Consider the following 22,896-nt stretch of genomic DNA (forward strand, 5'->3'; position numbering starts at 1 on the left):
CTCACCCCATCGTCGGGATGACAAAGGCGTTCGACCCGTCGCCGCCGCCATCGGGCCAGCGCTGGGTGATCTTCTTGTTCTTGGTCCAGAACCGGAGGCCTTCGACCCCGTACTGGTCGATGTCGCCGAAGCCCGAGCGCTTCCACCCGCCGAAGCTGTGATAGGCGACCGGCACCGGAATCGGCACATTGATACCCACCATCCCGACATTCACCCGCGCGGCGAATTCGCGCGCGGCGTGGCCGTTGCGGGTGAAGATCGCCACGCCGTTGCCATACTGGTGCTCGCTGGGGAGGCGCACCGCCTCCTCGAAGTCCTTGGCGCGCACGATCTGGAGCACCGGGCCGAAAATTTCCTCCTGATAGGACTTCATCTGCGGGGTGACGTGGTCGATCAGGGTCGGGCCAACGAAGAAGCCCTTCTCGTGCCCCTGAAGCGTGAACCCGCGCCCGTCGACGACGATTTCGGCACCTTCCTGCTCTGCCGTGGTGATCCATTGTTCGATCCGCGCCTTGTGCTCGGGCGTGACGACGGGGCCGTAATCGGCCTCGGGATCGTTGGAGACACCGATGCGCAAGGCAGCGATCGACTTCAGCAGCTTTTCCTTGAGCCGCTCGGCGGTTTCCTCGCCCACCGGCACTACGACGGGCAGCGCCATGCAGCGTTCACCCGCCGAGCCGAAGGCCGCACCGGTGAGGTCGGTGACGACCTGATCCAAGTCCGCATCGGGCAGCACGATCCCGTGGTTCTTCGCCCCGCCGAAGGCCTGCACGCGCTTGTTGTTCGCCGAGCCCCGCGCGTAGATATATTGCGCGATGTCGGACGAGCCGACGAAGCTGATCGCGGCGATATCCGGGTGATCGATGATCGCGTCGACCATTTCCTTGTCGCCGTGGACGACCTGAAGCAGCCCCTCGGGTGCGCCCGCTTCGAGGAAGAGCTCGGCGAGGCGCACCGGCACGCTCGGGTCGCGCTCGGAGGGCTTCAAAATGAAGGCATTGCCCGCCGCGCAGGCCATGCCGAACATCCACATCGGGATCATCGCCGGGAAATTGAACGGGGTGATCCCCGCCCCGATGCCGAGCGGTTGGCGCACCGAATAGACGTCGATACCGGGCCCCGCGCCGTGGGTGTATTCGCCCTTCATGATCTGAGGGAGGCCGCAGGCATATTCGATCACCTCAAGGCCCCGCTGCACATCGCCGCGCGCATCGGGCACGGTCTTGCCATGCTCGGACGAGAGCATTTCGGCGAGGCTCTGCATGTTGGCCTCGACCAGTTCCTTGAAGGCGAACATCACCCGCGCGCGGCGCTGCGGGTTGGTGGCGGCCCAGCCGGGCTGGACGCGCTTGGCGGTCTCCACCGCGCGGGCGAGCAGCGCGGCGTCGCCCAGCGCGACTTCGGCCTGCACTTCGCCGGTCGAGGGGTTCCAGATGGAATGCTTGCGCGTCGGCGTAGGGGTGCCTCCGACGATGAAATGGTCGATCTGACGCATTGCCTGAGTCATTGGGGTGGGTCTCTCCTGTCTCTGCCGCCCCAATGCCCCCCGCGCGCGGCCCATGCAAGCCTTGCGGCTCCCCTCAAAAGTGCTGGCACGGCGGGGCGCGGCAGGGCACGGTGTGCGTGCGACGAGACGAGAGAGGGATGGATTATGGGCAGGGTTAGAGCAGGGCTGGCGATGCTTGCGGCAGCATGGATGGTAGGCGGCGCGGCGGCGCAGGACGATACGGGGATCCTGATCGGCGATAGTCTCGAGATCGCGGCCACCGGCTACACCTTCACCGAGGGCCCGGCGTGGGAGGGGGCGCGGCTGATCTTCAGCGACATTCCCGGCGATGCGGTGCACGTGCTGACACCGGGGCAAAGCGCGGCGCAGGTGCTCTACGCACCGTCCGCCAATGCCAATGGCCACACTTTCGACCGCCAAGGCCGCCTCATCAACGCCGAACACGGCAGCGGTGCTGTGACTCGCTGGATTCCGGAGAGCGGGCGGCAGGTGATCGTCGCGGCCTATGAGGGCAAGCGCCTCAACAGCCCCAATGACGTGGTGGTGCGCAGCGACGGGCTGATCCTCTTCACCGACCCGCCCTATGGCCTTGGCGAGCGCACGAGCGAGGTGGGTTTCTCCGGGGTGTTCGCCTTCGACGAGGCGAGCGAGCGGATGGTGCTGATCGACGACCAGTTGAGCCGTCCCAATGGCCTCGCGCTCTCGCCCGACGAGGCCGTGCTCTATGTCGGTGATACCGCCACGCAGACGCTATGGGCCTATGACCTTGCCGCCGATGGCACGGCTTCGGGCAAGCGGCTGGTGATCGACCTGAAGGTCGAGGGGCTTTCCGGCAATGTCGACGGGGTGCGGGTCGACAGCGCCGGGCTGGTCTATCTGACCTGCCCCGGCGGGATCTGCGTGGTCGACCCGGCGCGCGGCACGCTGCTCCAGCGGATGGAGGTGCCCAAGCGCGCGACCAACCTTGCCTGGGGCGGGCCGGACCTGTCCGAACTCTACATCACCGCTCAGAGCGACGTGTACCGGGTGAAAACGCGGGCAATGGGCACGGGATCGTCGAGCCGATAGCCCCTTCCCTTGAGGGAAGGGGTTGGGGATGGGTGTTCGACATTAGCTGGCGGTGGAGCCCCCACCCCCAGCCCCTCCCCCAAGGGAGGGGAGAAGTTGGCCGCGCGCGCTCTGATGGTTAGTCCGAAGGGATCAGCGTGATTTCCGTCTGACGCCCGTCGATATAGCGCACGGTCGTCCCGTCGAAGAAGGCGTCTTCCTCGGTGCGGAAATCGACCCGCTGCCCGCCCCATTCGGGCACACTGGCGTAAGAGGTGAGCTCGATCGACCAGGCGGTGTTCGCCCGGATCGGGCCTTGCCCACGCGGATCGGCGTTCTGGTTGTCCCAGAAGCCGATGCTCGGACCCGCGCCGTGGCCGTGGTGGCCGATGGGGTGGGTGTAGATCGAGGGATCGAGCCCCGCAGCGATGCTATCGGCCCGCGCCTTGGCCAGAGCGTCGTTGCCGCTGATGCCGACCTCGAAAGCGCGGGTCAGGAAATCCTGCACCTTGTTCGAATTGGCGAGCCCCGCGCGCAGCCCCGCAGGCGCCTTGGTCTCGCCCGGCTTGAGCACATAGGCAAGGTGCTGGGTATCAGTGTTGAGGCGCAGGTAGGTGATCCCGAAATCGGTCCACAGGAGGTCGCCCGGCTGGATCACCTCGTCGCCCTCCAGCATGCCCTTCACCCCCTGCCGCTGGATCGCGACCGAGGGGTGGAACCATGGGGTCAGGCCAAGCTGCATCAGCCGGTCGCGATACCACCATTGCACCTGTTCGGCGGTGGTGACGCCGGGCGTGATGACCTTCCTCGAAAACGCCTCGCCGATCACCGAATGGGCGATGCGCACGATGGTGGGGTAGAGCTCCATCTCGGCAGGCGTGCGGGTTTCGAGCCAGCGGATCGCCAGCCCCTCGCCGCTGACGACGCGCTCATGCATGGCGGGGGGAAGGGCGCTCATGAATCTGTCGTATTGGCTCAGCGTCATGCCGTCGGCGAACTGGTAGAGGTCGGAGGAGTTGATCGCGATCTTCGCGGGATCGCGCGCGGCGATAAGGCCGGCCACCGCCTGCCACTGATCGGGCTGTTCGTCAGGATTCCAAGCCGGTTCGAACAGCCCGCCGAGGCCATAGCGGCTGACCGTCAGCCGCTCGATGGGCCTGCCTTCGCCCGGATCGTGAAAAATCAGGATCGTCCGCCGCCGCGCGTGCATGTTCTCGGCATCGAGCATGGTGGCGACCACCGGCTCCTCGAAATATTCTCTCGCGACCAGCAGCCACAGGTCGACGCCCTCGGCGCGCATGATCTGCGGGATGATCGTATCGAGCCGTTCGGCGAGGATACGGTTTTCAAGCGCCGCCCGTTCGCGCGGGGAGAGGATTGCGGGTAGGGCGGGGGCGGCGATCTCGGTCTCGCTCAGCGCCAAAGGCACATCGGCAAGCGCCGGAGGGGCCGCCAGCAAGGCTGCGAGCGAAAGGAAAAGCCGCGCGGTCATGTCGATCCCCTGTCCGTTGTGCGTCGACAGTGGCGCGGCAGGCTCGCGGGATCAAGCGCGCTTATTCGTGTCCGTCCTCGAACCCGATCCGCTCCGCCGCCGCGCCCGACATGATGAAGCCGATCGGGCGCTCGGTCTCTTCCTGAAGATGGGCGATGAGGCTCGCCGTGCGGGCGAGGAGCGAGATGCCCTTGAGCGCGGCGAGCGGGAAGCCGGCGTCGAGCATCACGGCAGGGATCGCGCCGTTGACGTTGATCGGCAACGCCCGCCCGATCGCCTCGGGCAGCACGGTCTCGATGGTGCGCAGCATGGCGATGTGCTTGCCTTCCATCCCGTGCTCCTTGGCGAGCGCCAGCAGCCGGTGCGCGCGCGGGTCACCGCCCGAATGCTGGGGGTGGCCGAAGCCGGGGATCGCCTTCTTCTCGGCCCGCAGCGCCTCGATCGCGGCGATGGCGGTCGCAGCGGGGTCAGCGCCTTCGGCATCGGCGACGACCTGCGCGTAGAACTTGCCCGCGACTTCCGCGCTCCCCAGCACGACGCTTCCGCAACCGAGCAGCCCGGCGGCCACCGCACCGTGAAAGGCCTCGGGCGCGGCGGCGTAGGTCATGCGGGTGGCGACGACGCTCGGCACCAGTCCGTGTTCGGCAATCGCACACAGCACCGCATCGGCCAGCGCCTTTTGCGGCGGGCTGGGCATGGTGCCCGTCACCAGCAGCCAGAAATAGCTCGTGAAATCGACATGGCCGATCACCTCCGAGCACAGGTCCATCCCGCGCACGGTGATGCTGGTCGCATCGGAGGTGCAGATCGAGGTCACGGCGTTATCCTGCTTGCCGATGCGCATAGGGCAATCCTTTTCGATATTCGAAGTTGATTTCGTTATGCGAAGAATATAGTCTCAGCGCAAGTGCCGCAAGTCGATTGGGCACGCAGATGGGATGAACAGGATGACCGCTCGGCCATTAGCAGGCGTTACCGTGCTCGAAATGGGCACCTTCATCACCGGGCCCGCCGCCGGGATGCTGCTCGCCGACATGGGCGCGGATGTCATCAAGGTCGAGCAGCCGGGCACGGGCGATCCCTTCCGCAGTTTCAAAGGCGAGCTCTACTCGCCGCACTTTCAGACCTATAACCGGGGCAAGCGCTCGATCACGATCGACCCCAAGAACCCCGATGATCTGGCCGTGCTGGACCGTCTGGTCGAGGATGCGGACGTCTTCATCCAGAACTTCCGCCCGGGCGTGGCCGACCGGCTGAAGGTCAATGCGGCGCGCCTTCAGGGCATCAACCCGCGGCTGGTCTATGCCTCGATCTCGGGCTTCGGCAGCGAGGGGCCGGAGCGTGACCGCCCCGCTTTCGATACCGTCGCTCAGGCCGCGTCGGGCTTCCTGCGGCTGCTGGTCAACCCCGAGCACCCCCGCGTCGTCGGCCCCGCCATCGCCGATGCCATGACCGGGTTCTACACCGCGCTCGGCATCCTTGCCGCGCTCAACGAGCGGCACAACACCGGCAAGGGGAGGGTGGTCGAAACCTCGATGTTCGAGGCGATGTGCCACTTCAACCTCGACGATTTCACCCACCTGCTCTCCGCCGATCAGGTGATGGGACCCTACAGCCGCCCGCACGTCAGCCAGAGCTATGTATTCCAGTGCTCGGACGAAAAGTGGCTCGCGCTGCACATGTCCTCCCCACCCAAGTTCTGGGAGAATCTCGCCACGGCGGTGGGCGTGCCCGACATGCTGGAGCGCCCCGAATTCGCCAGCCGCGAGGCGCGCATCGCCCATTACGAGGATGTGGTCGCCTTCCTCGCGCCGATCTTCGCCACAAAGCCCCGCGCCGAGTGGACCGAGACCCTGACCCGGCTCGAAGTGCCCAATTCGCCGGTCTACGACACCACCGAAGTGCTCGAGACAGAGCAGGCGAAGGTGCTCGGCATCGAAGTCACCGATCCCGAAGGTCCCAAGGGGCCTTTCCGCACCATCCGCTTCCCGCTCAGCTTCGATGGCGAACGGATGGACAGCGTCACCGCGCCGCCCCTATTGGGGGCAGACGATGCGGCGATCCGCCGCTCCATCGAAAGGCCGGTGCATGGGATCCGCAGGGGCTGAAGCCACGATCAGGGAGGCGGGCAAAGACCCCGAGTTCCTGTCCACACTCGAACGGGGCCTGCGCGTCCTCAAGGCCTTCGACGAGGATCATCCCGAGATGACCCTCTCCGAAGTCGCCGCCAAGACCGGCCTGCCCCCGGCGGTGGCGCGGCGCTGTCTCATCACGCTGGTGGAGCTGGGATACGTCGGCCAGCACGAGCGCAAGTTCCTGCTGCGCCCGGCGGTGCTGACGATCGGGTCGGCCTTCCTCGCTTCGATGCAGATCGAACAGGTGGTGCTGCCGCCGTTGCAAGCCCTGCGCGACCAGACCGGCGACAGCGCCAGCCTGGCGGTGCTGTCGGGGGCGGAGATTCTTTATGTCGCCCATGTCTCGACCGACCGGCGGTTCCGGGTGGCCGCCGGGGTGGGGACGCGCTTTCCCTTCCACGCGACCTCGCTGGGCAAGGCGCTGGCGGCCTTTCTGCCGGATGACGAGCGCGCCGCGCTGGTAGCGGCCGCACCGTTCCAGCGCTTTACCGAGCGCACCGTCACCGAAGGTGCAGCGCTGGCCGAGCGGCTGAGCCTGATCGCCGAGCGCGGCTACGATTCCGCGCTGGACGAGCTCGATTACGGCATCGTCTCGGTCGCGGTGCCGATCTTCGGGCGCGGCGGACGGGTGATTGCGAGCATCAATTGCTCCACCTCGACAACCCGTATCTCGCAGGACGAGCTGGTGCGCACCCGCCTGCCGCTGCTGCGACAAGCGGCAGGCGAGATCGAGGCGTCCCTGAAACGCTGGCCCGCGCTGGAGGCGTCGCTCAGGCCCTGAGCCGCGGGCCACGGGTGGCCGGGCGGTCCGCTTCGCCTGTCGTCCGAAGATTTCCCGTCATTCGGGTATCGGCCCGGATTGGACTCGGGCGATTGCCATGATCGTCATCCCAGCGAAAGCTGGGATCGCCCTCGCTCTTACACTGGCTCACGACGATGGACGGCTGTGTCTCGGTCCAGTCTGCGCAGGTCTTGGATGCGAAGATCGGAGCGATGAAGGCATGGAAGCATCCGCGGAAAATCGAGCAGATCGAAAAAACCAACCCTGAGTGGCGTGACCTTTTCGAGCACATTTACTGGCCGATAGCGATCCCAGCTTTCGCTGGGATGACGGGATTACAGCGCGGCAGCAATCCGTTCACATGCGCCCAAAAGCCAGCAAGACCTGCGCAAATCCTGTTTGACCACAACGATACGCGCACTGCGGCGGCGCTGGCGCAACGAACTTGCGTGGCCATCCCGCCACACCTTCAACTTTTCGCATATCGAAGTTGACTTCGCATTGCGAATTTCATAACTCCAAGATCGGGAGGGATCGCCACAAGAGCGACGCGCGAAGGCGCGCCCACAGGGGAGAGAGTTATGAAGTTTTCGGGCATGAGCCGCGCCGCTCGCACTATCGTCAGCACCGGCGCGCTGGCCGTCGCCACGCTCGCCGCCGCGCCGCTCGCGGCGCAGGAGGCTCCGGCTGAAGAAACCGCTGTAAATGAAGGCATCGTCGTTACCGGCCTGCGCCGCAGCGAGACCTTGCAGGATACTCCCGTCGCCGTCACCGCCTTCGATTCGCAGGCGATCGAGAACGCCGGGATCGAGCGTCCGGCAGATTTCATCGCGCTCACGCCCAACGTGAACCTTGTCGAGACCCAGAACGCGGGCAACGCCTTCGTCATCATTCGCGGCATTACCCAGAACCGCAATTCCGAGCCTTCGGTCGCAGTGATTGTAGACGGGGTGCAGCAAGTAAACCCCGCGCAATTCAACCAGGATCTGTTCGATGTCGACCAGATCGAAGTGCTCAAGGGCCCGCAGGGCGGCCTCTACGGACGCAACGCCATCGGCGGCGCGATCATCATCAACACCAAGCAGCCGACCGACGAGTTTTCCGGCAACGTTACCGCCGGGATCGACAATGGCTTCGGCTATTTCCTGCGCGGCGGGATCAGCGGGCCGCTGGCCGAGGGTGTGAAGTTCCGCGTCGCCGGATCGTGGTATGACACCGACGGCTTCATCCCCAACACCTTCCTTGGCGAAGATGCCGACCCGGTGCAGGACTTCTCCCTGCGCGGCAACCTGCTGATCGAGGCGAGCGACCAGCTGACCTTCGACCTGCGCGCCAGCATCAACCAGCTGCGCACGCAGGGCCTTTATTACAACATCGTCGCCGACGTGAACGACATTGCCGATGTCGAGGTCAACAACCCCGGCCAGAACGACCGCGACATCTACAACGTCGCACTGAAGGTCGAGTTCGAAGGCGACAATGCGACCTTCACCTCGATCTCGTCCTACGACACGCTGACGGAAGTGCTGACCGGCGACGCCTTCGACTTCAAGCCGATCCCCGAAAGCTTCTTCTTCAACCTGTTCGAGAGCATCTTCGGCCCCGGCAACGGCTTCGACCTGAACCAGAGCCAGTATCTGAACGTCAAGGCGTTCAGCCAGGAAGTGCGCCTCGCCTCGCCCGAGAATGGCGGGCCGTTCAACTGGATGGCGGGCGCCTACCTGATCGATACCGATCGTTTCATCTCGACCGGCAACATGATCGATACCGGCAACGGCGTCTTCCCGGTGTTCCGCAGCCCCTCGACCAACCCGCTGAACCCGCAGTTCAGCTTCCTTTCGGACGGGCAGGACAACTTCGCCTGGGCGGTGTTCCTTAACGCAGGGTATGAGCTGTCGCCTGAATTCCGGGTCGATGCTTCCTTGCGTTACGACCGTGACCGCCGCCGCCAGACCACGCTGACCCCGCAGGCCTTCCTGCCGGTGGTGCCCGGCGTGCCGCAGGCGCAAAGCGGCGAGGTGCGCACCGCAGTGTTCGACGACTGGCAGCCCAAGCTGACCCTGACCTGGGAGCCGAGCCCGGATCTCACCATCTACGGCGGCTATTCGCGCGGCTTCCGTTCGGGCGGGTTCAACCAGACCGGCGTCGGCGCGGAGGCGGTGAACAACGGCATCGTCGGGGTGGGAGACATCTTCCAGGCCGAAACCGCCGATACCTACGAGATCGGCGCCAAGGCCCAGCTTGGCCCGGTGCGGCTGGGGGCGGCGGCCTACACCACCAAGTCGGAAAACAGCTACTTTTTCGTCTTCCTCGCCGCCTCCTCCACGCAGAACCTCGGCAACATTCCCGAAACCCGCATCAACGGCTTCGAGCTTGAGGCGAGCGCGGAGCTGCTGCCCGATTTCGATATCAACGCGGCGATCGGTTACACCGACAGCGAGATCAAGGCCTTCCCCGACGCAAGCGTGATCGGCAACGAAGCGCCGCAGATCAGCCGCTATACCATCAACCTCGGCGCGCAATATGCGGGCAACGTGAGCGACGGGGTCGATGCGCTGCTGCGGGTCGATTACCGCCGGATCGGCAAGACCTGGTGGGAGCCGTTCAACACCACCGTGCGCCAGCCTGTCGATCTGGTCGACGCGCGTGCCGGGCTGAGGTTCGACAACGGCATGTCGGTCACGGCCTTCGCGCAGAACCTGTTCGACGAGACCTATAACGCCGAATTCTCCCCCGGCGGCTTCGTGTTCCGGGCCCGCCCGGCGCGGTACGGGATCGAATTCGGCTACAAGTTCTAAGGGGTGATGCGATGACCAAGGTGCTGGTGCTCTACTATTCGAGTTACGGCCATATCGAGGCGATGGCCGATGCGGTGGCCGAGGGCGCGGCGAGCGTCCCCGGCACCGAGGTCAGCCTCAAGCGCGTCCCCGAACTGGTGCCGGAGGCGGTGGCGGCGGCTTCAGGAATGAAGACCGACCAGCGCGCTCCGATTGCGACCCCGGACGAGCTGGCGGATTACGACGCCATCATCTTCGGCACACCCACGCGCTTCGGCAACATGGCCAGCCAGATGCGCAACTTTCTCGACCAGACCGGGCCCCTGTGGTTCCAGAAGAAGCTGGTGGGGAAGGTCGGGAGCGTGTTCGTTTCCACCGCCAGCCAGCACGGCGGGCAGGAGACCACGATCACCTCGTTCCATACCACGCTGCTGCATCACGGCATGGTGATCGTCGGCCTGCCCTATACCTTCGAAGGCAATGCCGAGATGGGCGAGATCAGCGGCGGCACCCCCTATGGCGCGAGCACGCTCGCTGGTAATGACGGCAGCCGGATGCCGAGCGACAACGAGCTGGCCGGCGCGCGGTTTCAGGGCGCGCACGTCGCCAAACTCGCTGCCAAGCTGGCCGCCTGACAATCGACTGGACTGACGGAGAGAGCACGATGACCGCAAAAATTCTCGCCAACCGCCTCCACCACACCGCCTATGTGACCAAGGATCTCGAAGCCACCCGCGCCTTTTACGAGGACGTACTCGGCTTCCCCCTGATGGCGACCTATTGCGAAAAGGACGAGCTGTTCGGCAAGGAGCGCACCTATTGCCACGTGTTCTTCGAATTGGCCGACGGCAGCGCGCTCGCCTTCTTTCAGTTTGCCGATCCCGAGGATCAGGCCGAATTCGGGCCGGATATCCCCTCCAGCCCCTTCATTCACATTGCACTCCACGTCGATCGCGACGGGCAGGCCGAGCTTGAGCGCCGCATCGCCGCCGCCGGGATCGTTGCGCCGCAGACCTATGTGCTGGAGCACGGCTACTGCAAGTCGCTCTACGTCACCGATCCCAACGGCATGATCATCGAATTCACGCATGACGATGAACGCGCCGCGCCGCTCGATGCCGAGCGCCGCGCCAGCGCGCACGCCGAGCTGAAGCGCTGGCTGGCGGGCGATCACCGCAACAATAACCCGTTCCGCGCCGAAGAAGCTGCCTGATCGCTGGCGATGGGGGCGCATGCGTTGATGTCTGCCCCCTCTGTCGGTGACGCGGTGTGGTATGGTGAGGTCGCCGTCGATGGCGGCCGCCTGCCGATTGCCATGGCGGGGGAGGGGGCGCCGCTGATCCTGCTCCACGGCTGGACGCTCGATCACCGCATGTGGGCCCCGCAGCTTGATGGGTTGGCGGGCGAGTTTTTCTGCGTCGCCCCCGACCGGCGCGGCTGCGGACGGGCCACCGCACCGCCCGATCTGGCCGAGGAGGCGGCGGACGTCATTGCCATCGCCGATGCCTTGGGGTTCGAGCGTTTCGCGCTGCTCGGCCTGTCGCGCGGGGCGACCGTCGCGCTGGATGTGGCGCGCCGCTACGGGTCGCGCCTGACCGCGCTGATCGTCTCGGGCGCGCCCTTGCCCGCGCTGGTACCGCGCGACGAGGTGATCGATCTGGGGCGCTTCCGGGCGCTCGCGGCGGCTGGCGATCTGGAGCGGTTGCGCGCCGAATGGTCGCGCCATCCGCTGATGCAGACCCACACGCCCGCCGCCCGCGAACTGATGCGCGAGATTCTCGCCGATTACGACGCGCGCGATCTGGCCGCTCCGGGGGAGGCACCCGGCCTTCCGCACGAAACCTTGCGGCTACTTCCCATGCCGGTCCTCAGCATGACCGGAGAGCACGACACCCCCTGGCGGCGCGCCTGTGCGCAAGCGCTGGCCGAGATCGCACCGCGCGCGCGGGCGCTCGAAATTCCCGCAGCGGGCCATCTCGCCAATGCCGACAACCCGGCCGCTTTCAACGCCGAGGTTGCCCGCTTCCTCCATTCCTGCACCTCGCTCCAGCCAAGGCCCGCCCCATGACCGACAAGCGCTTCCTCACCACCCACGTCGGCAGCCTGCCGCGCCCCGAGGCGCTGCTGGAGCTCGTCTTCGCGCGCGAAAGCGGGGAGCCGGTGTCCGAAGCCGATTTCGATGCCGCGGTGGAAGATGCGACTGCCTATGTCATCCGCCGCCAGATCGAAGCCGGGGTGAGCATCGTCAACGATGGCGAGCAGTCCAAGCCCAGCTACGCCACCTATATCAAGCACCGCCTGTCGGGCTTCGGCGGCAAGGCAGGCGAATATGAATTCGCCGACCTCGAGGCCTTTCCCGGTGCCAAGGCGCAGGTGTTCGGCAACAAGGGCCGCGCCAAGCGCTCCGCCCCGGCCTGCATCGCCGCGATCGAGGTGATCGACATGGAAGCGCCCCGCATCGATGCCGAGCGACTGAAGCGCCTTGCCAATGGCCACGCCACCTTCATGTCCGCCGCCTCGCCCGGTGTCACCGCGCTGTTCTTCCCCAACCAGTACTACGCCAGCGACGAGGAATATGTCTTCGCCCTCGCCGAGGGGCTGCGGCACGAATACGAGACCATCGCGGCGGCGGGCATTACGCTCCAAGTGGATTGCCCCGACCTCGCCATGGGGCGCCATGTGCAGTTCACCCACCTTTCGACCGAGGAGTTCCGCAAACGCATCGGCATGAATATCGCCGCGCTCAATCACGCGGTGCAGAACATTCCCGCCGAACAGCTGCGGATGCACCTGTGCTGGGGCAACTACCCCGGCCCGCACCACTGCGACGTGGCCTTAGACGAGATCGCGGATATCGTCTGGTCCGCCAAGCCGCAGACCGTGCTGCTCGAAGGCGCGAACCCCCGCCATGCACATGAATTCGCCTTCTTCGAAAAGCATCCGCTTCCCGAAGGCAAGATCCTCTGCCCCGGCATGGTCGAGCCGCAATCACCCTATATCGAGCATCCCGAACTGATCGCGCAGCGCATCGCCCGATATGCCGATCTGCTGGGCGCGGACCGCGTGATGGCGGGCGTCGATTGCGGCTTCTCGGTCCACGCGGGCAGCAATGCGCTCGACCCCGAGATCGTCTGGGCCAAGCTCGCCGCGCTCGCCGAAGGGGCAGCCATCGCCAGCGCGAAGTATTTCTGACACGCCTTTGCTTGTCGCAGGGCGCTGCGACGCGCTAAGCGGAGCGGAATGGACGCCAAAGCCCGCCCGATCGCCGTGCAAGCCCTGATGGTGCGGGACGGCATCATTACCGAAATCGGGCCCGGCGATGTGGCAGGCTTTGCCGGCCCCGGCTTCGTCTGGCTTCACGCCGAAGGCGTCGGCCATGGCGAGACCATGGACCTGCCCGATTATGTCCCGCACATGGCCGCCAACGCGCTTGTCGCCAGCGAAACCCGCCCGCGCTGCGAAGAGGTGGACGACGGCGCGCTCATCAACCTGCGCGGCACGGCCTTCGACACGATGCAGGATTCGGACGGTCTCGTCTCGATCCGGGTCTGGGTCGAAGGGGACAGGGTCACTTCGGTCAGCCGCCACCGCCTCGCCGCACTGGCCAAGGTGGAAAGCGCGATGCGCGCCGGCAGGATCACCGACGGCGGCGATTTCGTGTCCACGCTGGCGCAGGCGATCTCGGTGCAGCTCGATCCCGAAGTGGCCGCGCTGGGCGACACGCTCGACGATTGCGAGGGGATGCTCGACGGCGGCGATATCTACAAGCTGCGGCGCGAGATTGCCGCGATCCGCTCGCAGGCGATCGTGCTGCGGCGCTTCGTCGCGCCCGATCGCGATGCGCTGGCGGCGATGGCGCAGCTCGAGTTCGACTGGATCAGCCGGGAAGACCGGATGCATCTGCGCGAGGCGGCGGACCGCTTCGCGCGCATGGCCGAGGAACTGGAGGCGGTGCGCGAGCGCGCGGCGCTGCTCCACGAACAGCTCACCGATCTGCGCGCCGAGATGATCGACCAGCGCAGCCTCGCCATCGCGGTGACCGCCTTCATCTTCCTGCCGCTGACCTTCGTGACCGGCCTGCTCGGCATGAATGTCGAAGGCATCCCCTTTGCGCACGAGCCGTGGTCGTTCTGGGGCGTGGTCGCCTTTTGCATCGCGATCGGTATGGCGGTGATGGCGTGGTTCGCCTGGCGCCACTGGCTCGACGACTGACGGCGCGCGCGCAATCGCATATTGACCAGCGCCAGAGAATCGTGGCAAGCGCCGCCCCGCATCACGCAGCACGGCCCCGGCCAGCGCAAGGATGCGGGTGTAGCTCAATGGTAGAGCAGAAGCTTCCCAAGCTTACGACGAGGGTTCGATTCCCTTCACCCGCTCCACCTTTGGAGTAAGTGGCCGACACCGGCCCCCCCGCGCATCAAGGTGCAGCACCCCCATCACATTGTCGAACCGATACCGTTTTCGAGCGCGAGCGCCGAAATTTCGCAGATTTCCGTCAGCACTTTTCCGAGCGATGGGTATGTGCGGGAACTACGGTATTTTTGGAACATCGTCGATTTATCAGCATCTTAGTATGGTATCTTTATGGAATATCGATGGAACATTGTACCTATAAATCAATGGAATATTTCTCAGTTCAAATAATTATTAAAATCAGAGACATACCGTTAAGGACCCGAAAATATTCCACTATATTCCATTCCTAATGGTACATTTTTCTAATGCAAAAACAGGACGATAATCTTAGTCGAGGCTCAATGTACCGAAGATACCGTCTTTCCCGCGCATACCCCCCTCTGTTGGTTTCATCGGGTGGGGACGCCGTTGCATAATCTCACACGCGAAAGCCGATGGTGTGGCGTGGGGGCGACGGCGGCGCGCGGGCGGCGGCGGGCGGGCCTGCCCAATCTGGCGCCGCGCAAGGCCGTGCACGCGCAAAAACGCCCCCGGTTGCAGGCCGGGGGCGTCTGGTGCGGGTCTGAGAGGGGTGTGAGAGCGGGGCGATCAGCCCCGGCGCATGCTCGCGGCCGGGGTGATCGTGCCATCGGGGTTGAGCATGTCCCCATTGCTCATGACGTAGGGATCGAACCGCAGGACCTCGGCGCCGAACCACTCGTTCATCGCCAGCATGCGCCCCATGATCGGCACGATCTCGAGCCGCATGAAGGCATCGAGCGCGTCGTTCACACTGCCAAAGCCGCCCGCGTTCTGCGGGATGATTCCCATCAGATGCGGCGGCACCCGGTGCGCGGTCAGCAGATCGTCGCGGCTGAGGTTCTTCACGTTGAGGAACTCATCCTTGGCGGCCACGTCGGCGATCGGGTGGATCTGCACCCCGTCCTTCTTGCCGCCCGGGGTGTAGAGGAACAGGTTCTTGAAGTTGCCCACCCCCTTGGCCGACTTGAACTTCTCGACCAGCTGGTCGACCGTCTCCTGATTGATCAGCGTGTCGGTGAGGTGGAAGACGAACCCGGCATGCGCCCCGTTGAGGTAGTAGCGGCGGCGGAACAGCGTGGCGCTTTCGTTGAGCAGGCCCGACTGCAGGCCCGAAATCCACTCGGGCACGCCGTAGATTTCCTGCGCCACGTCCGGCTGCTGCAGCTGGAACACCGTGCCCGGCGCAAAGCGGAAGTCCGGCTCGACCCCGTTCTCCACGAACCAGAAGACGTCGGGGTCGATCCCGCGCCTGGTGTGCCGCGCCGGGGTGAAGGCGGCGCGCTGGATCCCGCCGGCCATGTTCGGAACCCGCTCGAGGTAGCCATTGCCCATCTGCAGGAAGTCGATCACGAACCGCTCGAAGTCGTTCTTGCTGAGCCAGCGGGTCGGCACCTGCTGGCTGACCAGCAGGTTGGTCTTCACCGCGATCGCGCCGCGGTGGTGCGGGCTCATGTTGAAGACCTGGGCAAGCCGGACCATGGGGAAGGGCGGGTGATACCAGTGGGTGGTGCGCCAGACCTCGAAGTACTGGGGCAGCTCGCGCCGGTCGATCACGCTCTCCGGATCGCCGAAGGCAAAGGTGGCGACGGCCGGCAAGGTGGTGCTCACTTCGTTCATCGTTCGGGTCCTCAGTCAGAAAAGGCGACAACGCCCGCCCCGGCCCCGGTGGCCAGCGCTTCGACGTCGAGCGGTTCGTTGGAAAAGGCGTGCATGCACGCCCAGGCGATATCGGCATGCCCGATCACCCCGTTGCGGGGGCTGGTGTAGGTGACGCCCTTGCCGCTGGCGGTGAGGGTGGGCTTGATCGACATGAAGGCCTGCATCACGTCGGTCCAACCCATGTCGAACTCGACCCGGCCGGAACGGAACAGGTTCTGCGCCTTGATCACCATCGCGGCCTTGCTGGCGAGCGAATATTCGATCTTGCGCGCCTGCGGGAACCACTTGCGCACGATCTCGTAAACCGCTTGCCCATGCCCCCCGGTAACGTCGATCGCGATGTCGGTGACGTTGTAGACCTTGGCCAGCTCGCGGATGCGGTCCGCCTGCCCCTGATAGTCGAGCCCGTTGAGCTTGTACTTGTCGAGGATCCGGAACTTGCCGACCCCCGCCTGCTCGGGCGGGGCGATGATCGCCAGCGCGGCATCGTCGCGGCCCTGCTTGTTCGGGTCATAACCCAGCCACACCGGCCTGTCGCCGAACGGGCGCAGACCCGGCACCTCGACGTGGGCGGGGTGGAAATCGCGCCAGCTGTAGAAGCTGTCGACCAGCGCCGCGCGCAGCAGGCGGTAGGGGAAGCTCGAATTGGCATCGTCGACGAACTCGCAGTCGTAGAGGTTGCGGAATTCGTCCTCGCTGCTCTCCAAGCGCAGCTCCTCGATGTCGATGAGCGCGCCCATGCCTGCGGCGACCGCATCGTGCACCGTGACGATCTGGCACCAGCTGCCGTCCGGCATGATCCGGCCGTCCTTCAGCGCCTTGTGCGAGAGGTCGAACAGCTGCTGCTGCGCCTTGGGGCGTCCGCGGTTCCATTCCTCGCCCGACCAAAAGGCGAAGGCTTCGTGCGTCTTGGTCGAGGGGGTCGAGAAATAGGTGCGCTTGTAGATCGTGTGCGTCGCCATCGCGGCGGCGACCTTGCGCAGCTTGGCAAAGCCCACGGTCCAGAAGAATTCGTCGAAGTAGAAATCGCCGCTTTCACCCTGGGCGGTGTTGGAATTGGTAGAGAGCGGGTAGAGCCCCACCGGATCGAGGCTAAGCGGATCGCCCGCTTCGTCGACCAGCGCCGACAGGTCGAGCATCATCGGGTCGCCCTTCAGGTCGACGCCGGTGATCCGCTTGACCCAGCCCACGATCTCGCGCCGGAACTTCATCGCCTGCCGCTTCGATGCGGACAGGAAGATCTGGTTGCGGGGCTGCTCGCCCGCCAGCACCGCCTCGGCGATCTTGGCCACCGCCTCGCGAGCGAAATACCAGGTCGCGCCGATCTGGCGGCTCTTCAGGATCTTGCGGGTGCGCTGATCGCGCTGTTCCCACCAGGCGCGCTGGTGGCCGAAATTGTTGGCGTGGAAATCGTCGAGCAGTGCCTGGTAATGCTCGCGGGTCAGCTGGTTCTTGCGCTTCTCGGCCCGCTTGGCCTTGGCCGCGTCATCGTTGCGGCGCTCAATATTGGGGTTTAGGTCGGCCTCCTTCCCGCTCGCGGTGTATTTCCGGACCCGGGCGGTGCGCTCGAGCTGGCGCATGAGGAAATCGACCCGCTTCATGTCGCCTTCGGTGAAGGGTTCCTTGTCGAGCAGGGTGGCGATCTTCGCTTCGAGCCGGTCTTCGACGATGTCGACCGGGGCGGCCTTGGCCCACCCGTCGCGCCGCTTCCAGCTGCCGATCGTCTGGTACGGGATGCCCAGCTCTTCGCTGATCTGCGCGACCGTCCACCCGCGCCAGTAGAGCGAACGCGCCCAGCGCCGCGCCGCCATCCCGGTTTCGGCGGCGTCGCTATCTTCCCCGGCTGCTGGCGGTTTGGGCAGGTGCATGGCCTTGCCATGCACCCCGCTGCCGGGGGGCGCGCCAGAAGCTTGCGTGGTGGATTGCGCTTCCACCTGCGCGCGCCGTTGCGTCTTGCCCCTGTCGCGGGGCCTTAGTGCCTCCAACGTCCCCGAGCACAAGCTGGAGCCCCAGACCGATGAAGACCAAGCGTTTCCTGCTCGCCACCTCCGGCAGCACCGTCGATGGCCGCGTGATCGAAGCCGACCACCTGCGCCAGATGGCTGAAAGCTACGACCCCAAGGTCTATTCGGCGCGCCTCAACATCGAGCACATTCGCGGGATCAGCTCGGAAGGCCCGTTCCGCGCCTATGGCGATGTGCTCAGCCTCGAAACCGAGGAAGTGACGGTGCAGTTCAACGGCAAGCCCGAACAGCGCACCGCGCTCTACGGCGTGTTCGATGTCACCGAGGAAGCCCAGGCGCTCAACCAGGCCGGGCAGAAGCTCTACCCCTCGATTGAAATTCACCCGGACTTCGCGGGCAAGGGCTATGCCTACCTGATGGGCTGCGCGCTGACCGACAGCCCGGCCTCGATCGCGACCGAACGCCTGCAGTTCACCAGCCAGCTGTCCGCCGCGGTTCCGGGCATCCAGCGCTATTCGCGCGAGGAAGTCGGCGATGCCGCGCTGCTCGAATTCGACACCGCGGCGACCCCGGAAGCCACCGGCCTGCTGTCCGGCCTGAAGGGCGTGCTCGACAGCTTCGCCGATCGCTTCGCCCCGAAGAGCGAACCGAAGGCCGATCCCAAGACCCCGGCCGCCGATCCCGCCACCCCGGCAGGCTTCACCGCCGAGGATCTGCGCACCGTGTTCACCGAGCTGGCGACGTCGATCGACGGCTCGCTCAATGCCCTGCGGCAGGAAACCCGGGCAGCGACCGATGCGCTCGAGGTGAAGTTCAACACCCTCAAGCAGGGCGTCGAGGCCACCCCCGCCGCCAAGCACACCCAGCGCCCCACCAGCGCCGGGTCGAACGGCAACTTTGTCCGCACCGACTGCTGATCTCGCCGCCCTCCGGGGCACGTCCTCCCACCTTTCGGCCCCGCTAAAACCCCAACAAGGATCAGGCCCATGCGCAAAGAAACCCGCGCTCTCTTCAATGGTTACGTGTCGCAGATCGCGCTTCTGAACAGCATCCCGGTCGAGGACGTCACCAAGAAGTTCAGCGTCGAACCCGTCGTCGAACAGCGTCTCGAAAATCGCATCCGCGAATCGAGCGAGTTCCTGATGGCGATCAACATGATCCCTGTCACCCAGCAGAGCGGCCAGAAGCTCGGCGTGGGGGCTGGCCGCCGTCTGGCCGGCCGCGTCGACACCTCGACCGGCACCCGCCGCAACCCGGCGGCGATCGGCAACAACAACCTGAAGCACCAGTACAAGTGCGAAAAGACCAACTTCGACTGGTCGCGCCGCTACGAGCTGCTGGACGCCTGGCGCCACCGCCCCGATTTCGAAGTGCTGATCCGCGACGACATCGTGCTGCAGCAGGCGCTCGACCGGATCTGCATCGGCTTCCACGGCGAGGAAGTGGCCGACACCACCGACATCGTCGCCAACCCGCTGCTGCAGGACGTGAACAAGGGCTGGCTGCACCACATCCGCGAGGAAGCGCCCGCCCAGGTCATGGACGACGGCGCGCTCACCGTGGACGATGCCGGCGACGACAACCCCGCGCTCAAGGCGATCTACGTCAAGGCCGGGGCCGTGCTGTTCGATCCCAGCCTCGACAACGCCGTCACTGCCGAGGCCGACTATTCGTCGCTCGATGCGCTGGTGATGGATGCCAAGCGCCTGATCCACGAAAGCCACCGCGGCGACACCGATCTGGTGGTGGTGGTCGGGCACGATCTGGTCGACGACAAGTACTTCAACATCGCCCAGAGCACCGGGGCGACGGCGACCGAAGTCGAGGCCACCGATCGCATCATCCGCTCGGAAAAGATGCTCGGCGGTCTGCCTGCCATGCGGGTGACCAGCTTCCCGGCCAACGCGCTGCTGATCACCAAGCTCAGCAACCTGTCGATCTACTGGCAGGAAGAAACGCGCCGCCGCCAGCTGGTCGACGAACCCGAGTTCGATCGCATCGCGAACTATGAATCGATGAACGAAGCCTACGTGGTCGAGGAATACGAGATCGCGGCGCTGGTCGAGAACATCGTCATGGGCGCAGCGCCGGCCCGCCCGGCGGCGTAACGGGATAACCCCCGAGGGGCTTTGAAGGCGGCAGCTGACATCTGGGTCGGCACCGCTGGAGCCAGCAGCCAGTGGGAAGAGCAGCGGATTGGAAGCCGCAGCCCGGTTCTCACCCCCCGCCGCCAGATCGAGCGGGGACTATTATTCAGGCCTACCGCTTCGCTGCATGAGGCCGGATTTCAGGAGGAACCGCATGTCCTACAGTCCCGCCCTTCGCAATCGCCAGCGCAAGCTCGCCGCTCTTGCCGGTGGCACCGGCACGCCGAAGGTCCGCGCCGTCGAGCCTGATCCCGGCAGCGCCGCAGGGCAGGAATATGCGGTCCTGCGCGCCGTGCTCCATGACAATCTGCGCAAGCTGCAGGACGTCGAAAGCCACGAAGCGCGGATCCCGATGAAGCGGGAGTTCCTTCAGGAATTCCGGGCTTGGGTGATCGGTGTGATCGACGCAGATCGACCCGTGCAGGATGAGATCGTGATGACCTGTCTGGTCTGGCTGATCGACTGCGAGGCTTTCGAGGACGCGCTGGTGGTCGGCCGCTTCGCCCTGAAGCACGGCCTCGCCCTGCCCGAACGCTACAACCGCACCACCGCCTGTTTCCTGCGCGAGGAAATTGCCGAGGCCGCGCTGAAGAGCCCGGCAGCGGTGCCCCACGAAATCCTGGTCGAGATCGACCAGCTCACCGCCGAAGCCGACATGCCGGATCAGGCCAAGGCCAAGCTCGACAAGGCGCTGGGCCGCAGCTGGATCGCCAGGGCTGCGGACTTCGACCCGAGCGACGAAACCGGCCCGGCGGGCGGCGCGACGGCGTTTGCCTCGCAGGGTCTCACCCACCTGCAGCGCGCGCTGAAGCTCAACGCGAAGGTCGGCGTGAAAAAGGACATCGAGCGCGCGGACAAGATGCTGCGCGATCTGGCCCCGAAGGGCGACGAATAAAGTTTCCCGGCATCCGCCGGAACGAAGTGCCCCACGGCGCCGGGGAGGGCGGACAGGACATCGACGGGAAACCTCCTCCGATCGTTGATCCCGTCCCCACCCTCCCCACACCGGGGAGCGCAAGCAACCTGAAGGGAGGTGATCATGTCCGCTGCGGGTGAGAGACCGGGGATCGTCCGATGACCGGCCTGACCGCACCTCCCGACAACTACGAACCCGCCGGGATTACCGTCGAGGCTGATGGCTGGTTTCCCGCGACCTCGACTGAGCAGGTGCGCAAGGCGATCCGCATGGGCGAGGGCACGGTCACCGATGAGCGCCTGGTGCAGGCGATCGAGGGCGGGATCCTCTCGGGCCTGCGCGCGATGTCCGACTGGCGCACTGCCCGCGCGCTCGATGGCGCTGCCCAGCTGTCCGATGTCACCACCGACCAGATCAACGGCAAGAACAAGGCCGAAATGATCTGGCAGCGCATCGTGAACTTCTACGCCGCAGCCGAGCTCGCCGACATGCACATCGATGTCAGCGCCACCGACGAAGCGATCGACCGCAACGAGGAAAAGCGCGACACGGCCGGGATCTACCGCACCAAGGCTTACGACGCGGTCGCCGACCTGCGCGCGATCGGCGCGGAGGATGATGACGCGAAGGCGCGGTCGGTCCGCAACCGGGTGGAGCTGATATGACCCCTTTCGAATGGGTCTGTGCGCTTGGGTGCCTTGTTTGCCTGGTCGGCATCGCCATGCAGGCGGTGCACTGGTGATCGCCGTCGCGCAGCAGGGGGAGACGCTCGACGCGATCTGCTGGCGCGTGCTCGGCCGGACCGAGGGCGTGACCGAGCAGGCCTACGACCTCAACCCCCACCTTGCCGATCTCGGCCCCGCGCTCCCCGGCGGCACCCGGGTGACGCTTCCCGATCTCGCCACCACCACCGCCGCGCCGCCCAGGCGGGCGACGGTCAAGCTGTGGGACTGACCATGTCCTCAAGTAGCAAAGCGATAGGACGCGAAGACTCATGAGCAAGTCGAAATCTTTGCGCGCTGCGCTGACTGCCGCCCTCCCCGAGCTGCGCAACGAACCCGACCGGCTGAAGCTCTGGATCGAGAACGGCGCGGTTAGGGCGCGCGGCACCGCCAGCCATGGCTTTGCCCTGCAATACCCGCTGTCCGTGCTGATCATGGAAGCAAAGACCGATATCGCGATCATCGCCCTGGCAATCACTCGCTGGCTGCGCGTCAACCAGCCCGATCTGCTCGCGCCCAATGGCGACAGCTTCGCTTTCGAGAGCGATATCCTCGATGTCAGCACGGCCGACATCCTGTTCACCATCGACCTGACAGAGAACATCGCGGTTACCCCGCAGCAGGATGGCAGCTGGCAGGTAACCTATCTCGACGAACCGAACCCGCTGTTCGACGATGGCCTGCCTTTTGCCGGGGTCGAGCCCATCCCCGATTTGGCTGAAGTGCGCTTCACCGATGTCTGAGAGTGATCCGCTCGCCGGGCTCGAAGACTGGCTGGGCGCGGTGCTGCAAGGCCTCTCGCCCGCCCAGCGGAAGCGCGCCGCGATGAAGGTCGGCCAGGCGCTGCGCAAGTCCAACCTGCAGCGGATTGCGAAGAACGTCGAGCCGGAAGGCGGGGCCATGGAAAAGCGCAAGGCACGGCTCGACCAGACCGGACGGACGCGGCGCAAGGCCGGGGGCAAGATGTTCCGCAAGCTGCGCCTGGCGCGCAATTTCAAGATCACCGCGCGCGCCGACGGGGTCGAAATCGCTCCGGTCGGCGGGGCGGCCAAGGTGGCGAAGGAACACCACTACGGCCTGCGCGGCTTCGTCGGGCGCTCGCCCAACGGAGAGAAGGTGTTCACCCGCTACCCCGAGCGCCGCCTGCTCGGCTTCAACGACGCCGATCGGGAAACCGTGATCGATGTCCTCGCGCAGCTGATCGACCCCTGACCGGGAAGCCCGGCCCGTTGGGCCGCAAGGGCGACCGCCCGCCCGAGCCTTTGCGAGGAAACCCAAATCAAGAAGCTTGGTGGAACCGGCTTCCACCTGC

22 protein-coding genes and 1 tRNA gene are annotated in these 22,896 nt (G+C 65.6%); 18 read left to right on the forward strand and 5 right to left on the reverse strand.

Annotated features, from left to right (window positions below; genetic code table 11):
* Position 1: 1 nt before the first annotated feature.
* The gene (locus tag E2E27_RS06160) at positions 2–1,495 is read right to left on the reverse strand and encodes a CoA-acylating methylmalonate-semialdehyde dehydrogenase (protein WP_141458151.1); all 1,494 of its coding nucleotides are present in this window, start codon (positions 1,493–1,495) and stop codon (positions 2–4) included.
* Between the two features lie 156 nt (positions 1,496–1,651).
* Here E2E27_RS06160 and E2E27_RS06165 point away from each other — a divergent pair, with 156 nt between their 5' ends.
* Positions 1,652–2,575 carry an SMP-30/gluconolactonase/LRE family protein gene (locus E2E27_RS06165; protein ID WP_181443597.1) on the forward strand — a complete coding sequence of 308 codons (924 nt, stop codon included), beginning with the start codon at positions 1,652–1,654 and terminating at the stop codon, positions 2,573–2,575.
* A gap of 118 nt (positions 2,576–2,693) precedes the next feature.
* On the opposite strand, the gene E2E27_RS06170 is transcribed toward E2E27_RS06165, so the two are convergent.
* Together E2E27_RS06170 and E2E27_RS06175 are read right to left on the reverse strand one after the other, a co-directional pair.
* Positions 2,694–4,046, reverse strand: coding sequence for a M24 family metallopeptidase (locus tag E2E27_RS06170; protein ID WP_141458153.1), 1,353 nt, complete (start codon positions 4,044–4,046; stop codon positions 2,694–2,696).
* A gap of 61 nt (positions 4,047–4,107) precedes the next feature.
* Entirely contained in the window at positions 4,108–4,890 is a 783-nt protein-coding gene (locus tag E2E27_RS06175) for a citryl-CoA lyase (RefSeq protein WP_141458154.1), read from the reverse strand.
* A gap of 103 nt (positions 4,891–4,993) precedes the next feature.
* On the opposite strand from E2E27_RS06175, the gene E2E27_RS06180 reads away from it, so the two are divergent.
* The 10 genes from E2E27_RS06180 to E2E27_RS06225 all read left to right on the forward strand — a co-directional run bounded on the left by E2E27_RS06180 (position 4,994) and on the right by E2E27_RS06225 (position 14,118).
* The gene (locus E2E27_RS06180; protein WP_141458155.1) at positions 4,994–6,154 is read left to right on the forward strand and encodes a CaiB/BaiF CoA transferase family protein; all 1,161 of its coding nucleotides are present in this window, start codon (positions 4,994–4,996) and stop codon (positions 6,152–6,154) included.
* Positions 6,135–6,962 carry an IclR family transcriptional regulator domain-containing protein gene (locus E2E27_RS06185; protein WP_141458156.1) on the forward strand — a complete coding sequence of 276 codons (828 nt, stop codon included), beginning with the start codon at positions 6,135–6,137 and terminating at the stop codon, positions 6,960–6,962. Before E2E27_RS06180 ends, E2E27_RS06185 begins: the two co-directional genes overlap by 20 nt.
* A 191-nt stretch (positions 6,963–7,153) precedes the next feature.
* On the forward strand, positions 7,154–7,456 hold the full coding sequence (locus E2E27_RS06190; protein WP_141458157.1) for a GIY-YIG nuclease family protein: 303 nt from the start codon (positions 7,154–7,156) through the stop codon (positions 7,454–7,456).
* Between the two features lie 87 nt (positions 7,457–7,543).
* Positions 7,544–9,760, forward strand: coding sequence for a TonB-dependent receptor (locus E2E27_RS06195; RefSeq protein ID WP_234036214.1), 2,217 nt, complete (start codon positions 7,544–7,546; stop codon positions 9,758–9,760).
* 11 nt (positions 9,761–9,771) lie between these two features.
* Positions 9,772–10,374: an NAD(P)H:quinone oxidoreductase gene (wrbA, locus tag E2E27_RS06200; RefSeq protein WP_141458158.1), complete on the forward strand. Its 603-nt coding sequence runs from the start codon at positions 9,772–9,774 to the stop codon at positions 10,372–10,374.
* Positions 10,375–10,403: 29 nt separating this feature from the next.
* The gene (locus E2E27_RS06205; RefSeq protein ID WP_141458159.1) at positions 10,404–10,952 is read left to right on the forward strand and encodes a VOC family protein; all 549 of its coding nucleotides are present in this window, start codon (positions 10,404–10,406) and stop codon (positions 10,950–10,952) included.
* A 27-nt stretch (positions 10,953–10,979) separates the two neighbouring features.
* Entirely contained in the window at positions 10,980–11,807 is an 828-nt protein-coding gene (locus tag E2E27_RS06210; RefSeq protein WP_181443598.1) for an alpha/beta fold hydrolase, read from the forward strand.
* Positions 11,804–12,931, forward strand: a complete 1,128-nt coding sequence (locus tag E2E27_RS06215; protein ID WP_141458161.1) for a cobalamin-independent methionine synthase II family protein — start codon at positions 11,804–11,806, stop codon at positions 12,929–12,931. Before E2E27_RS06210 ends, E2E27_RS06215 begins: the two co-directional genes overlap by 4 nt.
* A gap of 48 nt (positions 12,932–12,979) precedes the next feature.
* Entirely contained in the window at positions 12,980–13,951 is a 972-nt protein-coding gene (locus E2E27_RS06220; RefSeq protein WP_141458162.1) for a zinc transporter ZntB, read from the forward strand.
* 93 nt (positions 13,952–14,044) lie between these two features.
* Positions 14,045–14,118: transfer RNA gene (locus tag E2E27_RS06225), tRNA-Gly, on the forward strand.
* 625 nt (positions 14,119–14,743) lie between these two features.
* Here E2E27_RS06225 and E2E27_RS06230 read toward each other — a convergent pair.
* Together E2E27_RS06230 and E2E27_RS06235 are read right to left on the reverse strand one after the other, a co-directional pair.
* Complete coding sequence (locus E2E27_RS06230) at positions 14,744–15,793, reverse strand: phage portal protein (RefSeq protein ID WP_141458163.1); 1,050 nt, start codon at positions 15,791–15,793, stop codon at positions 14,744–14,746.
* A gap of 11 nt (positions 15,794–15,804) precedes the next feature.
* On the reverse strand, positions 15,805–17,703 hold the full coding sequence (locus tag E2E27_RS06235; protein ID WP_234036215.1) for a terminase large subunit domain-containing protein: 1,899 nt from the start codon (positions 17,701–17,703) through the stop codon (positions 15,805–15,807).
* Between the two features lie 149 nt (positions 17,704–17,852).
* Between E2E27_RS06235 and E2E27_RS06240 the strand changes: the two genes are divergently transcribed.
* The 7 genes from E2E27_RS06240 to E2E27_RS06270 all read left to right on the forward strand — a co-directional run bounded on the left by E2E27_RS06240 (position 17,853) and on the right by E2E27_RS06270 (position 22,796).
* Positions 17,853–18,716: a GPO family capsid scaffolding protein gene (locus tag E2E27_RS06240; protein ID WP_141458164.1), complete on the forward strand. Its 864-nt coding sequence runs from the start codon at positions 17,853–17,855 to the stop codon at positions 18,714–18,716.
* Positions 18,717–18,785: 69 nt separating this feature from the next.
* The gene (locus tag E2E27_RS06245) at positions 18,786–19,907 is read left to right on the forward strand and encodes a phage major capsid protein, P2 family (protein WP_141458165.1); all 1,122 of its coding nucleotides are present in this window, start codon (positions 18,786–18,788) and stop codon (positions 19,905–19,907) included.
* Positions 19,908–20,100: 193 nt separating this feature from the next.
* Positions 20,101–20,841: a phage terminase small subunit gene (gene gpM / locus E2E27_RS06250; RefSeq protein ID WP_181443599.1), complete on the forward strand. Its 741-nt coding sequence runs from the start codon at positions 20,101–20,103 to the stop codon at positions 20,839–20,841.
* 179 nt (positions 20,842–21,020) lie between these two features.
* Positions 21,021–21,527: a head completion/stabilization protein gene (locus E2E27_RS06255; protein ID WP_141458167.1), complete on the forward strand. Its 507-nt coding sequence runs from the start codon at positions 21,021–21,023 to the stop codon at positions 21,525–21,527.
* Positions 21,528–21,600: 73 nt separating this feature from the next.
* The gene (locus tag E2E27_RS06260; protein ID WP_199799094.1) at positions 21,601–21,816 is read left to right on the forward strand and encodes a tail protein X; all 216 of its coding nucleotides are present in this window, start codon (positions 21,601–21,603) and stop codon (positions 21,814–21,816) included.
* Between the two features lie 40 nt (positions 21,817–21,856).
* On the forward strand, positions 21,857–22,327 hold the full coding sequence (locus E2E27_RS06265) for a phage tail protein (protein WP_141458169.1): 471 nt from the start codon (positions 21,857–21,859) through the stop codon (positions 22,325–22,327).
* Complete coding sequence (locus tag E2E27_RS06270; protein ID WP_181443600.1) at positions 22,320–22,796, forward strand: phage virion morphogenesis protein; 477 nt, start codon at positions 22,320–22,322, stop codon at positions 22,794–22,796. The genes E2E27_RS06265 and E2E27_RS06270 overlap by 8 nt, the downstream gene beginning before the upstream one ends.
* Positions 22,797–22,896: the final 100 nt, after the last annotated feature.

This window comes from Porphyrobacter sp. YT40 (assembly GCF_006542605.1).
In the GTDB taxonomy this organism is placed as follows: Bacteria; Pseudomonadota; Alphaproteobacteria; order Sphingomonadales; family Sphingomonadaceae; genus Erythrobacter.

Coding starts and splice junctions, on each gene's coding strand:
- E2E27_RS06265 (WP_141458169.1), top strand. CDS start 21,857: ATGAGCAAGTCGAAATCTTTGCGCGCTGCGCTGACTGCCGCCCTCCCC.
- E2E27_RS06170 (WP_141458153.1), bottom strand. CDS start 4,046: ATGACCGCGCGGCTTTTCCTTTCGCTCGCAGCCTTGCTGGCGGCCCCT.
- E2E27_RS06210 (WP_181443598.1), top strand. CDS start 10,980: ATGTCTGCCCCCTCTGTCGGTGACGCGGTGTGGTATGGTGAGGTCGCC.
- wrbA (WP_141458158.1), top strand. CDS start 9,772: ATGACCAAGGTGCTGGTGCTCTACTATTCGAGTTACGGCCATATCGAG.
- E2E27_RS06195 (WP_234036214.1), top strand. CDS start 7,544: ATGAAGTTTTCGGGCATGAGCCGCGCCGCTCGCACTATCGTCAGCACC.
- E2E27_RS06245 (WP_141458165.1), top strand. CDS start 18,786: ATGCGCAAAGAAACCCGCGCTCTCTTCAATGGTTACGTGTCGCAGATC.
- E2E27_RS06180 (WP_141458155.1), top strand. CDS start 4,994: ATGACCGCTCGGCCATTAGCAGGCGTTACCGTGCTCGAAATGGGCACC.
- E2E27_RS06215 (WP_141458161.1), top strand. CDS start 11,804: ATGACCGACAAGCGCTTCCTCACCACCCACGTCGGCAGCCTGCCGCGC.
- E2E27_RS06270 (WP_181443600.1), top strand. CDS start 22,320: ATGTCTGAGAGTGATCCGCTCGCCGGGCTCGAAGACTGGCTGGGCGCG.
- E2E27_RS06175 (WP_141458154.1), bottom strand. CDS start 4,890: ATGCGCATCGGCAAGCAGGATAACGCCGTGACCTCGATCTGCACCTCC.
- E2E27_RS06185 (WP_141458156.1), top strand. CDS start 6,135: ATGGGATCCGCAGGGGCTGAAGCCACGATCAGGGAGGCGGGCAAAGAC.
- E2E27_RS06165 (WP_181443597.1), top strand. CDS start 1,652: ATGGGCAGGGTTAGAGCAGGGCTGGCGATGCTTGCGGCAGCATGGATG.
- E2E27_RS06255 (WP_141458167.1), top strand. CDS start 21,021: ATGACCGGCCTGACCGCACCTCCCGACAACTACGAACCCGCCGGGATT.
- E2E27_RS06205 (WP_141458159.1), top strand. CDS start 10,404: ATGACCGCAAAAATTCTCGCCAACCGCCTCCACCACACCGCCTATGTG.
- E2E27_RS06240 (WP_141458164.1), top strand. CDS start 17,853: ATGAAGACCAAGCGTTTCCTGCTCGCCACCTCCGGCAGCACCGTCGAT.
- E2E27_RS06230 (WP_141458163.1), bottom strand. CDS start 15,793: ATGAACGAAGTGAGCACCACCTTGCCGGCCGTCGCCACCTTTGCCTTC.
- E2E27_RS06235 (WP_234036215.1), bottom strand. CDS start 17,703: ATGCACCTGCCCAAACCGCCAGCAGCCGGGGAAGATAGCGACGCCGCC.
- gpM (WP_181443599.1), top strand. CDS start 20,101: ATGTCCTACAGTCCCGCCCTTCGCAATCGCCAGCGCAAGCTCGCCGCT.
- E2E27_RS06160 (WP_141458151.1), bottom strand. CDS start 1,495: ATGCGTCAGATCGACCATTTCATCGTCGGAGGCACCCCTACGCCGACG.
- E2E27_RS06220 (WP_141458162.1), top strand. CDS start 12,980: ATGGACGCCAAAGCCCGCCCGATCGCCGTGCAAGCCCTGATGGTGCGG.